At 66.0% G+C, this 14571-nt stretch carries 18 protein-coding genes; 6 read left to right on the forward strand and 12 right to left on the reverse strand.

The genetic code is table 11. From position 1 onward, the window contains the following. Positions 1-25: 25 nt before the first annotated feature. The 3 genes from tilS to ACZ60G_RS19515 all read right to left on the reverse strand — a co-directional run bounded on the left by tilS (position 26) and on the right by ACZ60G_RS19515 (position 2141). Positions 26-1045 (reverse strand): tRNA lysidine(34) synthetase TilS, encoded by a 1020-nt coding sequence (gene tilS, locus ACZ60G_RS19505; RefSeq protein WP_465811448.1) that lies wholly within the window; start codon positions 1043-1045, stop codon positions 26-28. A gap of 71 nt (positions 1046-1116) precedes the next feature. Continuing rightward, the gene (locus ACZ60G_RS19510) at positions 1117-1500 is read right to left on the reverse strand and encodes a PPOX class F420-dependent oxidoreductase (RefSeq protein WP_465811608.1); all 384 of its coding nucleotides are present in this window, start codon (positions 1498-1500) and stop codon (positions 1117-1119) included. A 47-nt stretch (positions 1501-1547) separates the two neighbouring features. Beyond that, positions 1548-2141 carry a dihydrofolate reductase family protein gene (locus ACZ60G_RS19515; RefSeq protein ID WP_465811449.1) on the reverse strand — a complete coding sequence of 198 codons (594 nt, stop codon included), beginning with the start codon at positions 2139-2141 and terminating at the stop codon, positions 1548-1550. Positions 2142-2231: 90 nt separating this feature from the next. On the opposite strand from ACZ60G_RS19515, the gene ACZ60G_RS19520 reads away from it, so the two are divergent. Beyond that, the gene (locus tag ACZ60G_RS19520) at positions 2232-2684 is read left to right on the forward strand and encodes a winged helix-turn-helix transcriptional regulator (RefSeq protein ID WP_433524287.1); all 453 of its coding nucleotides are present in this window, start codon (positions 2232-2234) and stop codon (positions 2682-2684) included. A gap of 159 nt (positions 2685-2843) precedes the next feature. Here ACZ60G_RS19520 and ACZ60G_RS19525 read toward each other — a convergent pair whose 3' ends face one another. Next, complete coding sequence (locus tag ACZ60G_RS19525; protein WP_465811450.1) at positions 2844-3959, reverse strand: zinc-dependent metalloprotease; 1116 nt, start codon at positions 3957-3959, stop codon at positions 2844-2846. 13 nt (positions 3960-3972) lie between these two features. Next, positions 3973-5412, reverse strand: a complete 1440-nt coding sequence (dacB, locus tag ACZ60G_RS19530; RefSeq protein WP_465811609.1) for a D-alanyl-D-alanine carboxypeptidase/D-alanyl-D-alanine endopeptidase — start codon at positions 5410-5412, stop codon at positions 3973-3975. A gap of 203 nt (positions 5413-5615) precedes the next feature. Here dacB and ACZ60G_RS19535 point away from each other — a divergent pair, with 203 nt between their 5' ends. After that, positions 5616-6107, forward strand: a complete 492-nt coding sequence (locus ACZ60G_RS19535) for an inorganic diphosphatase (RefSeq protein ID WP_465811451.1) — start codon at positions 5616-5618, stop codon at positions 6105-6107. A 95-nt stretch (positions 6108-6202) separates the two neighbouring features. Here ACZ60G_RS19535 and ACZ60G_RS19540 read toward each other — a convergent pair whose 3' ends face one another. Beyond that, positions 6203-6424: a hypothetical protein gene (locus ACZ60G_RS19540; protein ID WP_465811452.1), complete on the reverse strand. Its 222-nt coding sequence runs from the start codon at positions 6422-6424 to the stop codon at positions 6203-6205. A gap of 224 nt (positions 6425-6648) precedes the next feature. Between ACZ60G_RS19540 and ACZ60G_RS19545 the strand changes: the two genes are divergently transcribed. Further along, entirely contained in the window at positions 6649-6984 is a 336-nt protein-coding gene (locus ACZ60G_RS19545; protein WP_465811453.1) for a hypothetical protein, read from the forward strand. A gap of 317 nt (positions 6985-7301) precedes the next feature. Here ACZ60G_RS19545 and ACZ60G_RS19550 read toward each other — a convergent pair whose 3' ends face one another. Beyond that, entirely contained in the window at positions 7302-7520 is a 219-nt protein-coding gene (locus ACZ60G_RS19550) for a hypothetical protein (protein WP_364353987.1), read from the reverse strand. 260 nt (positions 7521-7780) lie between these two features. Continuing rightward, entirely contained in the window at positions 7781-8206 is a 426-nt protein-coding gene (locus ACZ60G_RS19555; RefSeq protein WP_465811454.1) for a DUF4254 domain-containing protein, read from the reverse strand. 294 nt (positions 8207-8500) lie between these two features. On the opposite strand from ACZ60G_RS19555, the gene ACZ60G_RS19560 reads away from it, so the two are divergent. Next, on the forward strand, positions 8501-8626 hold the full coding sequence (locus ACZ60G_RS19560; protein WP_465811455.1) for a hypothetical protein: 126 nt from the start codon (positions 8501-8503) through the stop codon (positions 8624-8626). 180 nt (positions 8627-8806) lie between these two features. Here ACZ60G_RS19560 and ACZ60G_RS19565 read toward each other — a convergent pair whose 3' ends face one another. The 3 genes from ACZ60G_RS19565 to ACZ60G_RS19575 form a co-directional block, all read right to left on the reverse strand. Beyond that, entirely contained in the window at positions 8807-10549 is a 1743-nt protein-coding gene (locus ACZ60G_RS19565; protein WP_465811610.1) for an MDR family MFS transporter, read from the reverse strand. Positions 10550-10608: 59 nt separating this feature from the next. Beyond that, positions 10609-11115: a MarR family winged helix-turn-helix transcriptional regulator gene (locus ACZ60G_RS19570; protein WP_465811456.1), complete on the reverse strand. Its 507-nt coding sequence runs from the start codon at positions 11113-11115 to the stop codon at positions 10609-10611. An 89-nt stretch (positions 11116-11204) separates the two neighbouring features. Then, a complete protein-coding gene (locus tag ACZ60G_RS19575) occupies positions 11205-12026 on the reverse strand; it encodes a crotonase/enoyl-CoA hydratase family protein (protein WP_465811457.1) in 822 nt (273 codons plus the stop codon). 163 nt (positions 12027-12189) lie between these two features. Between ACZ60G_RS19575 and ACZ60G_RS19580 the strand changes: the two genes are divergently transcribed. Together ACZ60G_RS19580 and ACZ60G_RS19585 are read left to right on the forward strand one after the other, a co-directional pair. Continuing rightward, positions 12190-12663 (forward strand): YbaK/EbsC family protein, encoded by a 474-nt coding sequence (locus ACZ60G_RS19580; RefSeq protein ID WP_465811458.1) that lies wholly within the window; start codon positions 12190-12192, stop codon positions 12661-12663. A 111-nt stretch (positions 12664-12774) separates the two neighbouring features. Continuing rightward, on the forward strand, positions 12775-13326 hold the full coding sequence (locus ACZ60G_RS19585) for a flavin reductase family protein (protein ID WP_465811459.1): 552 nt from the start codon (positions 12775-12777) through the stop codon (positions 13324-13326). Between the two features lie 32 nt (positions 13327-13358). Here ACZ60G_RS19585 and ACZ60G_RS19590 read toward each other — a convergent pair whose 3' ends face one another. After that, positions 13359-14567: a WXG100-like domain-containing protein gene (locus ACZ60G_RS19590; RefSeq protein ID WP_465811460.1), complete on the reverse strand. Its 1209-nt coding sequence runs from the start codon at positions 14565-14567 to the stop codon at positions 13359-13361. Positions 14568-14571: the final 4 nt, after the last annotated feature.

Here is a 14571-nt window from a genome sequence, read left to right on the forward strand (position 1 = left end):
GTCTCCCCGGCCGATCCATTATGTGTCATCGGCTCCCTTGCAGACGCAAAGTCAGCCTGCCATGTTCGCGCGCCGCGACCAACCTGCGGCCCGGCTGCCCGCCGCCGACCGCGACGCCGCCCTGCCCGCGCCATGCGGTAATCAATTCGTCAACCGCCTGTAAATGCTTGTTGGTCAGGGCTTTAGCGCCACCGGCCAGCAACCAGGCACGGATTGCTCGGCGGCGCAAGGCCGCGGGGGCAGTGGCGAGGGTCTCGATCGAGAGGGTCGGGCCATTACTCGCCGGACCGGCACTCGCGGCCCGCAACAACTCGTCGGCCAGCGCATCAAGTACCGCACCCTCGTCGCGCAACTGCTCGGCCGTCCGCGCCAACGCCCCCGCGACCCCGCCTCCGAGCACCTCCTCCAGCAGCGGCAGAACCTCATTTCGCAACCGAACCCTGGTGAACGCCGCCGCCGAATTATGCGGATCTTCGAACGGCGTCAGTCCGATATCGACACACAACTGCCTGGTCACCGCCCGTCGCACCCCCAACAGCGGTCGCCCCCACGGATCAACGAATGCCGCCATCCCCTGAATCGACCGCCCACCCGATCCCCGCCCCAACCCCAGCAACACGGTCTCGGCCTGATCATCGAGCGTGTGCCCGAGCAGCACCGGCAACCCACCCCGTGCCCCGTCCAGCGCCGCATACCGAGCCGCCCGCGCCGCCGCCTCCATTCCCCCGTCCGCACCGACCTCGACCGCCAGCACATGTGCCGACCGACACCCCAGCGCCAACGCCGCGGCCGCTGCCTCAGCCGCCACCCTGTCCGATCCCGCCTGCAACTGATGATCCACAACCAGCGCGTCGACCTGGCCCGCCTCCACCACCGCGGCCGCCGTCAACGCCAGCGAATCCGCACCACCGGACAACGCGACCGCCACATCACCCGTCGCATAATCGGCCAGCCACCCCCGCACCGCCCGCCGCACTTCGAGCACCGCCTCGGTCTCGGGCAGCCGCCGCGCATTCCCGGGCATCGCTCCCGCCGTCCGGCTCATATCCGGAGACTACCGATGACCAGTGCCCTCGATTCGCTCGGCAAGCTCCACGATGAGGCCTTCACCAAGGCTCATGAGACGCCAACCGTCTGCCGCTCGGGTTCGATGATTGCGACTACGCGCTCTTCGTCTCGCGAATACGGCTGACCGATGTACTTGTCGGCCAACTGGTCGATGATTGTCCAGGCCGCGTCGCCTTCGAGCCACTCGATGACGCGGCCGCGCAGGATGACCGGCTGGAACGGGTTGTCGGCCGGTGTCAGGGAGAGTGCGACCCGCGGGTCGCGACGCAGATTGCGGGCCTTGCGGCTGTCCGGGCCGGTGAGGAACACGATGTGGTCGCCGTGCGTGCCGACCCAGACCGGGATGGAATGTGGGGCGCCGTCCGGCAGGACGGTGGCGAGGTGGGCGATCGAGGTGCCGTCGAGGACGCGGCGTACGTAGGGGTCGAGCATCGTGGTCATCTCCTGACGTGGGTTCCGGATGGGCTGGTTGCCGGAGGTCATCGCTCGACCTCGTAGTGCAGGTGGGTGACGCCGGGCGCCGGGACGGCCTCGACGAGGCGCAAGCGCACGTGCCCGGGGAGCGACTGGAAGAAGGGGCGTCCGCCGCCGAGCAGGACCGGCACCTGGTGCAGGATCACCTCGTCGACCAGTCCCGCCCGCAATGCCGCGGTGAGAACGCCGCCGCCCATGAGGCCGACATCCTTGCCACCGGCGGCCGCGTGGGCCGCCGCGATCGCGTCCTCGATGCCGGTGGTGACGAGGGTCTGCCGGTCGGTCAGCTCCGGTGCCGCCCGATGGCTGAGGACGAAGAGCACGGCCTTCGGGTGCGGGCTGCCGCCGCCGAAATGGTCGGAATCTTCGTAGGTGTTGCGGCCGGCCACCACCGCGCCCGCACGTGCGGCGAGTGCGTCGAATACCCGGGCGCTGGGCTCGCTCAGCCCGAACCCGTCGAACACCCGGCTCGGTGTGTCGCCGTTGAAGTACCAGTCGAAGAGCATCGTTGCGTCGCCGAGGCCGCGCCCGGCGCCGGGATCGCGGCCAGTGATGTAACCGTCGACCGATACCGCGTGAGCGCTGAAGACCTTGCCCATCTCCGCAATCCTCTCCGAGTTCCTTTAAGAGACGCTATGACCATAACAGTCAAAGTTCCTTAAGGGAACCCAGATTGCTAGACTGGTTTCATGCAGCGCACGGACTTCAGCAAAATGGCGTGCTCGATCGCGCGCACGCTCGACGTCATCGGGGAGCCCTGGTCGCCGCTGATCCTGCGCGACGTATGGGTCGGACTCAGCCGGTTCGAACAGCTCCAGGCCGACCTCGGTATCTCACGCAAGGTCCTGACCGAGCGGCTGAACCACCTCGTCGATCAGGGCGTGCTCGACCGCCGCCCCTACGACCAGCGACCGCGTTACGAGTACGTACTGACGGAGAAGGGCACCGAGCTGGTCGACCTGCTCATGGTGATGACCGGCTGGGGAGACAAGTGGCTCGCGGGCGAAGCCGGTCCGCCGGTGCTCTACCGCCACCACGCATGCGGCGAGATCAGCAGTGTCGACCTGCGCTGCGCCCACTGCGGCGAGCCGATGCACGCAAACGACATCGACCCGCTGCCAGGCCCCGGCGCGGCCGTGTGATGCACCCGCCCGCCCTCCGCGCCCTCGTCGAGATGGGAGGGCACGCGGGCGAATCGGTGTCGCTTTCTGCGCGATCGGACTTATCACGGATGCCCGGCCGAGACATCGTCGACCTGTCGGCACGAACCGAAACACGTTCGGGCACAAAGCAATAGAGAACTACGCCAGGACGCGCGCCACCCAGCGCTCAGGGGCCTCGATTTCCGTTGCGAGCGGAAGGGTTTCGGGGTTGGTCCAGACGGTGTTGAACTGGGCCATGCCGACTTGGGCCACCACCGCGTCGACGAATTTCTTGCCGCGGACGTATTGAGCGACCTTGGCGTCCACGCCGAGCAGGGCACGCAGGAGGCGTTGGACCGGATTGGTGGGGCGTTTGCGGCGCTTGTCGAAGGCGGCGCGGATTTGTTCGACGGTGGGGATGACGGCGGGGCCGACGGCATCCATGACGTGGTCGGCGTGGCCTTCCAGGAGGGTGCCGAGCATCAGCAGGCGGTCCAGGGCTTCACGCTGCGGTGGGGCCTGGGTCGCGCGGAGCAGGCCGACGACGCCGCGGGAATTCGGATCCTCGGAGCCGGTGCCGCGACGACGGTCGCGCACCTCTTCGACGAGGCGACCGAGCATTTCGGCGAGCGGTTCGTCGCCGACTTCGCCGAGAATGTCGACATTGGCGCGCATGTAATCGGCCAGCCACGGCGCGGAGGAGAACTGCACCCGGTGGGTCACCTCGTGCAGGCAGACCCAGAAGCGGAAGTCGGTCGGCGAGACGCCGAGTGCGCGCTCGACGGTCATGATGTTCGGCGCGACGAGCAGCAGCGTCCCATCGGATCCGGTGAACGGGTCGTACTGGCCGAGAATCGCGGTGGACAGGAAGGCCAGCATCGCGCCCGCTTGCACACCGGCGGGTTTGCCTGCGAGCAGGCCCTTGTCCGATGCCTGACCGGTGCCGGTCAACTGGGCCATGGAATCGGCGGCCGCATTGATCCAGCCAGGCCGGTCGACGATCAGGGCCGAAGGCACCGGCTGATCGTCGAGTAGACCGCTCACCTCACGAACCGGCCCCTCCGCCCGCACCGATGCCTCGGCCAGCTCGCTCACTACCTGTTCGGCCGAGTATCGCGAGGTCCGTGGGCCGGACGGCACCAGCGCGGCGCCGGTGCGCGCGGCAAGGCGCCAATCGACGGCACCGGAAAATCCGGAGCGTCTGCGCTCGGCCGGAGCGTCCGCGCCCGAATTCACGGCGGGCGCGGCGCCCGATTTATCAGTGCCTTCGAACATGGTCAACCACCCGTCACGAGCATCCACAGTTACGCAGCGTGCCGGCGATGGCGTCCAATGCGGGCCGGCTCAGCTCCGGTGGCCGATCGTTCGACATCAATGCGAAGGTCAAAACCCGCCCGTCGCTGTCCAGCACATACCCGACCAACGTGCTCGCCACGGAGAGAGTTCCGGTCTTGGCCCGCACCCAGCCCGCGCCGCCCCGGTTCTGCGTGACATAACGGATGCTCAGCGACCCCGTCGCACCCGCGATAGGCAGATCGTCGAGCAGCGGCGCCAGGGTGGTCGCGATCCGATCGTTTTCCGGCCTCGCCTTGGTATTGCTCGGTTGCACGGCATTGGCCCCGCTCGGCTTCGCCGCAGTCGAGATGATCTTGTCGAGCAGCCGGGCGGGCACCCGGTCCTCGGTCGACAGGCCGCTGCTATCGCGCATCGAAAGTCCGTTGAGATCGAATCCGCCCTTGCCGAGCGCGGTTTCGAGGGCGGTGACGGCCCCGGTGAACGACGCCTCGTTACCGGACGCGACCGCGATCTCGCGGCCGATGGCCTCGGCGAGCACATTGTCGGAATGGACCATGGTGTCGCGCAGCCGGTCCCGCAGCGGCGCGGATTGCACGCTCGCCACCTCGGTCGCACCGGCGGCGGCATTGCCGATCCGCACCTTGGCGGGATCGAGTCCGAGTTCGGTGGCCAGGCGCTGTCCGGTGGCCAGGGCCGGAGTCGGGGTGCGCGGCGAGTACTCCACCAGCGGGTCGAGGCGGCCGCCGTCGAGCATCACCGGATCCATCGGCGCGATCGAACCCTCGCCGATATCGACCGGATCCCAGCCGGGCGCCATGGGCGGGCCGGAATACGCGGAGGTGTCGACCACGATGGTGTCGACGGGATGGCCGGAGGCCTTGATCTGTGACACCAGATCCGACAGCCGCGGCCCGTTCGGGTAATACCCATTGCCGTCGGGCTGCGCGGTCAACGTCGGATCGCCACCACCGACCAGCACAAGTTCATTGGGCGCGGATCCGGTGACGACGCGGGTGGTCACCCGATGATCCGCGGGCAGGGTGAGCAGGGCGGCCGCGGTGGTGAGAACCTTGGCGGTGGACGACGGAATCATCGGCTTATCGGATTCGGCGCTCCACAGCACGGTCGCGGAGTCGGCATCGGTGACCTCACCGGCGAACGCACCGAGGTCGGGATTGGCGACCGCCTGCGCGAGCGCGGCGGCGACACCGGACGGAGTCGGCGCGGGCGCATTCGAGGGCGCGGGCGCGACCTGCGGAGACGGTTTTACCGGGTCGGGCGGCGCGGCGATGGTGAGCCCGCCGTGCCGAAATTCCTCGGTCCACGGCTTGACCGCGATCACCACGCCTGCCCCGGCACCGAGCAGCAAGGCCAGCGTGAACGCGACGCCGATCCAGATATTGCGGCGTCGCTTGGTGGCCAAGCCACCGATATTCCTATTGCTGCCACCCACCACGTGCCCGCCGTCTCTCCGTCTCGTATCGCTCGACCGTCGCACTGTCGCCGGGTCCACCCACCTACCGCACCCAAGTGCCCGCGGACCACACTATCCTCGTTCCGGCACCGTTCCCCCCGAACACCTGTCGAGTCGGCGTTCCGACGGCAGTCACCCAGAAGCATCAGTAAGGAGATGGCGTGGAGTTCGACGTCACCATCGAGATCCCCAGGGGTTCTCGGAACAAGTACGAGGTCGATCACGAGACCGGTCGGGTCCGGCTCGACCGCTTCCTCTACACGTCCATGGTCTACCCGGCCGACTACGGCTACATCGAGAACACCCTCGGCGAGGACGGCGACCCGCTGGACGCGCTGGTCCTGCTGCCGGAGCCGGTGTTTCCGGGCTGCCTGATCGAGGTGCGTCCGGTCGCGATGTACAAGATGGTCGACGAGAAGGGCGGCGACGACAAGGTCCTGTGCGTGCCTGCGGGCGACAAGCGCTGGGATCACATCCAGGACCTGGCCGATGTGCCGGAGTTCGAACTGGCCGCGATCAAGCACTTCTTCGAGCGCTACAAGGATCTGGAACCGGGCAAGTTCGTCAAGGGCTCGGAGTGGGTCGGTCGCGCCGAGGCCGAGGCCGAGGTGGAGGCCTCGATCAAGCGGCTGCAGGAGAACGGCGGCCACTGAGTCTTGTTGGCGGGTGGATGATTCGACCGCCCACGAAAAGCGGGAAGTCCGGCGCGTTCGGACTTCCCGCTTTCATTGCTTACTACGGCGGCGGATCAGTTGTAGAGGTAGAGATCCCAGCCGCTATAGGTTTGGACGCACTGCCAGTAATTGCCGCCGGTCTTGGGCGACGCGCCGTCGGCGGCACACGCGGCGCGGGTCGCGTAGGTGCCGTAGTAGTAACCCGGGGCGGCCGACGCGGTTGCTGCTGCCGCTGACACCCCGGCAACGGCGGCGGTAGTAAGAAGACCGGCCGCGATGAAAGATTTGATTCGCATTCTTCTGCTCCTGAAAGCGAGGGTTGATTGATTACCCTGCTAACGGTAGGGACAGCAAACACCCAGCACAGCCAACCCTAGGGCTCGAACAACTGCCACCTGGGGCAATGCCACCCACACCACCCTGCGCCAATATGCTCAGTGAGTGCCAGCATGCTCGGTCGGGATTGCCGATGCTCATCGAATCAAATTGAGTTAGCGTCGAATTCGCGTTGGACCGCGAGGTGACCACTGCTCCCGAACTCGGCTCCGATGGACTGTCGGAGTTCCTCGAGATCGTCGAGCGGGGCCCGCGCTTCGAAACACCACTCGACGAAGGCACCAGCCTGCGGCTACGCGACACCGACACCGACGCCGATGACACCTGGACGATTCTCCGATCCGGCGACACGATCACCACCGGCGACAGCCAGGCACCGGCATCGTTGACGGTTCAGGGCACCGCCGTAGATCTGTTCCTCCTGCTGCTGCTGCACCGGATCCCCGCCGACAGCCCACGGCTGGAGGCATCCGGAGACCTGCCCGTACTCACGACCTGGCTGGAACGCATCAAATTCTGACCGCGTCGAGCACTCCCGCCCATCCATGCAAGGAAAAGCCCTGTGCAGCACAATGGTTCGGCTGTACCAGGAAACTGATTACGCTAGCTGCGATCGAACTCGCCGTTCCACAACGAGTTTCCCGTTCGCGCTGAATGGCCAGCTGCTTGTCCGGCTGGTTCGACTTCCATCGCAACGACACCGGCTCGTACCCTTGGGCGGCGCAAACGCCGGCGTGCGGAACCGCCTGCAAGAAATAGCGGGAAGTCCGGTGCGTTCGGACTTCCCGCTTTTGATCAGTGTGCGCTGCCGCCGATTTCGGCTAGCGGCGGATCGGCTCAGTAGTAGATGTAGAGATCCCAGCCGCTGTAGGTTTCGACGCACTCGTAGTAGTAGCCGCCGGTGGTGGGCGAGGCGCCGTCCGCGGCACATGCCGCGGAGGTGGCATAGGTGCCGTAGTAGTAGCTGGTGGCCGCGGACGCGGTTGCTGCCGTCGACACCCCGGCGACGGCGGCGGTGGCGAGAAGACCGGCCGCGATGAAGGACTTGATTCGCATTTCACTGCTCCTGAAAGCGAGGTTGATTGATTACCTCGCTTACGTTAAAGACGATTCGCCCCCCGAACAGCCAACCCTAGGGCTCGAACAACCACCCCTTTGGGCAATACCACCTTCCCCACCCACCCACGCGCCCAAGGACTCTCGGCCACAGCATCGCTGAGAATGCATTCCTGGAGGGCCGCCGTCGATGTTTGTGTCCACCAGTACATGGTGATCTTGAAGTGCCGTGTTGCGCGACGACCCAGTGGTGCGGCGGTTCACGGGCGGCCGGGGAGTCGGCGACGGCCTTGGGCGAGGTCGTGCACCAGATCCTCGTAACCGATGGCCAATTCGGCCAGCGCCTCCCAGGCATCGCCGAGGTCGTAGTCCGTTGCGCTCGCCAGAGCGGCATAGGCGATGGCGGTGAATTGAGCGAGCCGGTCGATCACCGCGCCCAGCGTTTCGGTGTGCACCGAGGCGCTGCCATGCGCGGGCGGCAACTGCGCATGGACCCAATGATTGATCTGGCGCACCAATTTCCCTCTCCCACAATCGATGTCATCGCTGCGACCGCTGGCGGCGAGTCGACTCTCGTGCAAGCAGGTGAGTTCATAGGCGGCGTGTAGCAGCGGGTGCGCGGCGTGCTCGCCGCCGCGGCAGGCACGCAGCATCTCCCCCTTGGTCGGCAGCGGTTCGATCAGCAAGGTCGCCCGTGTGGCCGATGATCCATCCGATCGCCTCTCGTCTCGGTGAATTCGAAGCGCCCGGCCGAAACTGCGGATACGCGGCAATCCGTTGTGATCCAATAGGTTTCTCGAGTTTCCTACGGCTCTCCGGCCGGGCGCGGCAACAGCACAGCACGCGACAGGCGGAGGAGTCAGCGTCTACATGGGTCTGCATTCGAATCGCGCCGAAAGGCGAGGACAAGTTCCGTGTCCGCGGATCGGTACATCCGCGGCCACATCACACTCGTTTCCGAAAAACTGAGGTAGGGGGCCATGACGGATTCCGGAAATATCGGGCAGCCGTATCCGATTCGCCTGCCCGGTCCCCAACCGCTGCAAGGTTGTCGTGCCTCGTTCGATGAGCTGCGCCGCCTCGTGCATCGAGATCCCGGCCTGTAAGCGCAGGTCACTGTCGGCGTGCGCGCGGAATTGCTGCGGCCGTTGATAATTCGGCCGACTGCACCTGGGCCCGATCACGGCTGCGCTTCTCGGCCTCGTGGGTGGCCTTCGACGGGCACATTGACGACCACCGCGACGAGTGCGCCCGGCGCCGATTGGCACCGGGCGCACTCGCCACACTCACGCCGCCCCAGCGGCACCCGTCGATTTCGGTCCCACACCGTTGGTCGAAGCCACGGCATCCAGTACGTCCTGGGACGAATTCAAGGTCTCCCCGCCCGCGGTCAACAACCCGGTGCGCTCTAGTACATCCGGTCCGGCACCGTTCGCCGACGCATCACCCTTGGCCGCCTCGATACCGCCGACCGTACGCAGCGGCACCTCCTTCCAGAACAGCACCAGGATCAGACCGAGAAGTGCCATGCCGGTCACCGACAGGAACACCGTCGACATCGATTCCGCGAAACCGACCTTGAACGGCCGCGCCAGTTCCGGGCTGAGCTGCTGCACGATCGAGCTGTCCTTCAGCACCCCGCCGGCGGCCGAAGTGTCCTGCGCGAGCAGACCTTTCGCGAGCGCGGCGTCGGCGGGATTACTGCTCTGCGCAGCCTCGACCACCGCATGCTGGAAGGCCGGATCGGCGGCCGCGGACTTCATCTCGGTGGAGATATTCGGCGTCAACTGCGCGAAGAGGATCGAGAGGAATACCGCGACACCCATCGTGCCGCCGATCTGCCGGAAGAACGTGGCCGCGGCGGTGGAGACGCCCATATCCTTGGGCGGCAACGCATTCTGCACCGCTATGGTGAGCGGCTGCATGAGATTGCCGAGTCCGAAACCGGTGGCGGCCATGAAGATCATCGCGACCCACAGTGGGCTGTCGGCATTCACGAAGTGCAGCAGGAACAGGCCAAGCGTCAACATGGTCGCGCCGATGAGCGGGAAGATCCGGTAACGACCGGTGCGCGAGATCAGCTGGCCGGATACGACCGAACCGGTCATCATCCCGAGCACCATCGGCAGCATCTGCAGACCCGCCAGCGTCGGACTGGATCCGCGCACCACCTGCAGGTACTGCGGCAGCAGCGAAATACCGCCGAACATCGCCGAGCCGACCACGACCGAGATCACCACGCCGAGCGCGAAGGTCTTGTTGGCGAACATCCGCAGCGGAATCAGCGCCTTATCCTTCATTGCCTTCTCGACCAGCACGAACCCGATGACGCCGAGCACACCGATCACATAACAGAGGGTGGATCGTCCACTGCCCCAACCCCATTCGCGCCCCTGCTCGGCAACGATGAGCAACGGCACCAGTCCGATCGCCAGCACGAGCACACCCCACCAGTCGACCCGGTCGGTGGAATGCGGCCGCTTCGGCAGCTTGAGCACCCTGGAGACGACGCCGAGCGCGACCAGACCGATCGGCACGTTGACGAGGAAGACCCACCGCCAGCCGCTGATCCCGAGGATGCTGTCCTGTCCGGCCAGCACACCGCCGAGCACCGGGCCGATCACGCTGGAGGTGCCGAATACCGCGAGGAAGTAGCCCTGGTACTTGGCGCGTTCGCGCGGGCTGACGATATCGCCGAGGATGGTCAGCGCCAGCGACATCAGGCCGCCCGCACCGAGTCCCTGGAATGCGCGGAATGCCGCGAGCTCGTACATCGACTGCGCCATCGTGCACAGCAGCGAACCGACCACGAAGATCGAGATCGCCGCCATGAAGAAGGGCTTGCGGCCGAACATATCGGACAACTTGCCGTACAGCGGCGTCGCGAGCGTCGCGGTGATCAGGTAGGCGGTGGTGGCCCAGGCCTGCATCGAATAGCCGTCGAGATCGTCGGCGATGGTGCGGATCGCGGTGGAGACGATCGTCTGGTCCAGCGCCGCGAGCAGCATGCCGAGCAGCAGACCACTCATGATGGTCAGGATCTGTCTGTGGGTGAAACCCGTGGGCTCCGCCACGGTGGCCGGTGCGGTCACGAATCGTTCTCCGTCCGAAGATCGTAAAGGTTGTGGTCTTGGCGCATGGCCGCGATCATGGCGGGCTTGGCCTGCTCGTAGTCGTCGACGAACTTCCGCAGCAGCCCGGCGAAGGTGGCCCGGTCCTGCGGCGTCCAAGCCGCCATCACCCGGGTCAGATTTTCGTGTCGACGCCTGCGGATCCGCTCGGCGACTTCCCGACCGTGCTCGGTGACGACCAGCACGGTGGCGCGACCGTCATCGCGATCGGCCTGCCGTTCGACCAGCTTCCGTTCGACCAGATGGGCGATGTGCCGACTGACCGTCGACGCATCCGAATGCACCGCGTCGGCGAGTGCGCCCGAGCGCATCGGCCCGTCACAGAGCAGCCGGAACAGAATCGCGAAGGCGGCGGGATCCACGCCGTCGCGGCTGCGCAGCTGCGCCGCGGTCCGATCGCGCATTCGCTGCAGCCGGGTGAGCTGAATCGCGATCGCCTCGACCGACAGCCCGTCCTCATCCACTCGACTCACCTTTACTTGCGTCAATCAATTAGTTGCGTGGTACAAGTATGTGCGCGAGCCAACGGCTAGGGCAAGCGAATATGCGGCCTTTACCGGCCCTTGAACTCCGGCGCTCGCTTCTCGAACACCGACTGGATCGCCTCGGTCAGATCCTCGGACGGCAGGAACGCGGAGTTCCACGCGGAGACATAGCGCAACCCGGCGGCCACCTGATCCTTGGTGCGCTGCTCGAGCACATCCTTCGCACCCTGCACCACCAGCGGCGGATTCGCGGCGATCTCGCGCGCGATGGCGTGCGCCGCGTCCAGTACCGCCTCCTGATCGGCGAATACATCGTTGACCAGGCCGATCTTCTCGGCACGCGCCGCGTCGATGTCCTTACCGGTGTAAGCGAGTTCGCGCAGATGGCCCTCGCCGATGATGCCGGGCAGCCGGTGCAGCGACCCGATATCGGCGACGATCGCGACCTTCGCCTCGCGCAGGCTGAACTTCGCGTCCGCGCTCGCGTAGCGGATATCGGCGGCGGCGATCAGGTCCAGCCCGCCGCCGATGCACCAGCCGGAAATGGCGGCGATGACCGGCTTGCGGCAATCGGCCACCGCGGTCACGGAGGCCTGCATACTGCGCACCTCGTAGAGGAAGTCGGTACGCGGCGCGGCCTGCGCCTTATCCGCCATCAGCGGACCGAACATACCGGCCATAGCGGGCAGGTCGAGTCCGTAGGAGAAATGTTTTCCGGAACCGGTGAGCACAATGGCGCGTACCTCGGGATCGGCGTCCAGCCCGCGGAAAATCTCCGGCAGCTCCCGCCAGAAGTCCGGACCCATGGCATTGCCCTTGCCGGGGCCGGTCAGCGTGACCTGCGCGATGTGGTCCTTGGTTTCAACGGTGAAAGCCTGCCGATCAGTCATTCGTCCAGCGTAAAGCAGGTACGAGCAAGCCAGCCGACCAGTCCGTTCCACGTGCAAATGCTGTGCAAAGCCGGTGCGCCGCACTGGTTCTCCCATCGGACATCTCGACCACTGACCGAAAACTCGACCGGCACACTGCCCGCAATCGCTCTACTCTGGTTCCATGCGCAGGTCGCTTCCACCAGTCGCATGCCGGGTCGCAGATACCCTGATCGCGCGCGGCCACCATGGTGTCATCGTCACTCAGCCCGCCCCCACGCCCACCGCCGCCGATGCCGCACGGGCACTCGGCGTCGATGTGGGCGCCATCACGAAATCACTGGTGTTCCTCCTGGATGATGATCCGGTGCTGCTGCTGGTTTCCGGCGCACACCAGGTCGATCTCGGGCGCACCGGCGAACGGCTGGAAGGCAAGCTCACCCGCGCCCCCGCCGCGATGGTGCAGGAGGTGACCGGTCAGCCCATCGGCGGCATCGCACCGGTCGGCCATCCCACCAACCTGCCGACCTGGGTGGACAATGTGCTGTCCACGCACCCGGAGGTGTGGGCCGCGGGCGGCCATCCGAATACCGTGTTCCGCACGTCGTTTCGCGAACTGGTACGCATCACCGCCGGGCTTCCGATCGACGTGGACTGAGCGCCACACGAGCACCGGGCGTAGTTTCGTCAATGTGAGCGAGCGGAGCGGGAGAACCATCAACACAGCACCAACGGTCGCAGCGGAGCCGAGCGCTAGCGAGGCGCAGCTGTGAGCGAAGCTCAACCCCCCGCCACGGACATCCAGATTCCCGATGATCTGAGCGGTATCACCGCCGAGCTGTATCGCGCCTCCATGCGGCACTATCCGGCGGGCGTCACCGTCGTCACCCTGGGCTCCGCGAACGGCCCGGTCGGCTTCACCGCGACCTCCTTCGCATCGCTGTCGCTGGCACCCCCGCTGGTCTCGTTCAATATCGCCCACACCTCATCGAGCCTGACGGCACTGCAGGCGGCGGATTCGGTGGTGGTCCATTTCCTCGGCGAACACCAGCACGATCTGGCCAAGCGATTCGCCCGCACCGCTGATCAACGCTTCAGCGACCGCTCCCTGTGGACCACCCTGGACACCGGTGAGCCCGTGCTGCACGGCACGCCCATCTGGATCCGCGCCACCATCCAGCAGCTGATCCCCATCGGCGACCACACCCTCGTCGTCGGCCTGGTCACCCGCGTCCACGACAACACCGACGAACAGCCCAGCGCCGCTCCCCTGCTCTACTACCGCGGCCGCTACTACCGCCCGACCTCGCTCGAAGACTGAACGCGGCCGGGCGGATTCACCTGCGCGCAACGCTATAGATCGAGCGATGAGCCGGTGCGCACGTCGATGTGGAAGGTGTCACCCACGCCCAGATCCAGTGATGAGGGCGTGGTCGGGGTCAGCTCGTCTTGGCTGGGTTCCTTCGGTGGTGGATCAGTGGTCGGCTCGGGTGGACTCACGGGCGAGGTGCTCGTGGTATACGGACCGTGCGTCGATGTCGGCACGGTCGTGTCGTGTATCGAAGTAGGCGTCGGCGTCGTGGACGGTGCTACATACGGCGCGTGCTGCGGCGAAGAATCATCGGTCGACGTACCGGCCGTAAAAGTCGTGCCCCCGGGCGACGGACTCACATACGGCGTGTGCTGCGGCGTCGATGAATCGTCGCCCGATGTACCGGCGGTGAAAGTGGTGCTCCCGGGTGACGGACTCACATAGGGCGCGTGCTGCGGGGTTGTCGTCTCCGACTTGCTGTCCGACGTGTCGGTCTGTTGCGAACCATCGTGCAGCGCCTTGTAATTGCGCGCCGGCCCGAACGCCGTGGTGGTGAGCTGCTCGGCCAACTTCTTCGTATCGGTGGAATTGAACCCGAGTTTGTTCAGCGCACCCTGGATGGCCCCATCCAGTGCCCCACGCTCGCCCGATTTGACCAGCCGATCGACGTCGTAACCGTCGCGCGTACCCATCTCGATCCCGATGGTCTGTCGCAGGAATTCCATTGCGGTACTTGTCAATGCACCGGTGGCCGCCTTGATGACGGTCTGGGTGAGGATCTGCTGGATCAGCTTGCGCAGCGCCTGCGTGATGGCGGTGCGAATCGCGACCTGCATCGCCGCCGCCTCGGCCGTACTCGCGCCGAGGGTCGGCACCGCCGCCGCAGCGGCCGCCGCCAACTGAATGGCGGTATAGATCAGCATCGAGATGATGTACAGCTTGATGGCCAGAATCAGCGATGCGTAGATCCGCAGCGCCAGGGCGATATCGCGGAGCAGATCGGTGAGCGTCTCGACCGCCTGCATCGTCTTCTGCCGATAGCGTTCGATTGCGTCGTGGGTCTCGCCCTCGATATGGCCGAGGGCCTCTTGGAATTTGGTATCGATCTTGCCGGAGTACTTCTCCAGCGTATTCGCCATCTGCTCGGCCTTGTTGCCCAAACTGAACAGCTTGGTCTCATCGGCCTTCGGCCAGCGATAGACGACGACCGCCGCCACCGGCTCCAGCGCCGCTGGTATCTGCAATCCCATGCGG

It is taken from the genome of Nocardia sp. NPDC102475 (assembly GCF_055584605.1).

Coding starts and splice junctions, on each gene's coding strand:
- ACZ60G_RS19525 (WP_465811450.1), bottom strand. CDS start 3,959: ATGTTCGAAGGCACTGATAAATCGGGCGCCGCGCCCGCCGTGAATTCG.
- ACZ60G_RS19515 (WP_465811449.1), bottom strand. CDS start 2,141: ATGGGCAAGGTCTTCAGCGCTCACGCGGTATCGGTCGACGGTTACATC.
- ACZ60G_RS19560 (WP_465811455.1), top strand. CDS start 8,501: ATGACGGATTCCGGAAATATCGGGCAGCCGTATCCGATTCGCCTGCCC.
- ACZ60G_RS19540 (WP_465811452.1), bottom strand. CDS start 6,424: ATGCGAATCAAATCTTTCATCGCGGCCGGTCTTCTTACTACCGCCGCC.
- ACZ60G_RS19565 (WP_465811610.1), bottom strand. CDS start 10,549: ATGAGTGGTCTGCTGCTCGGCATGCTGCTCGCGGCGCTGGACCAGACG.
- ACZ60G_RS19580 (WP_465811458.1), top strand. CDS start 12,190: ATGCGCAGGTCGCTTCCACCAGTCGCATGCCGGGTCGCAGATACCCTG.
- ACZ60G_RS19590 (WP_465811460.1), bottom strand. CDS start 14,567: ATGGGATTGCAGATACCAGCGGCGCTGGAGCCGGTGGCGGCGGTCGTC.
- tilS (WP_465811448.1), bottom strand. CDS start 1,045: ATGAGCCGGACGGCGGGAGCGATGCCCGGGAATGCGCGGCGGCTGCCC.
- ACZ60G_RS19550 (WP_364353987.1), bottom strand. CDS start 7,520: ATGCGAATCAAGTCCTTCATCGCGGCCGGTCTTCTCGCCACCGCCGCC.
- ACZ60G_RS19520 (WP_433524287.1), top strand. CDS start 2,232: ATGCAGCGCACGGACTTCAGCAAAATGGCGTGCTCGATCGCGCGCACG.
- ACZ60G_RS19510 (WP_465811608.1), bottom strand. CDS start 1,500: ATGCTCGACCCCTACGTACGCCGCGTCCTCGACGGCACCTCGATCGCC.
- ACZ60G_RS19575 (WP_465811457.1), bottom strand. CDS start 12,026: ATGACTGATCGGCAGGCTTTCACCGTTGAAACCAAGGACCACATCGCG.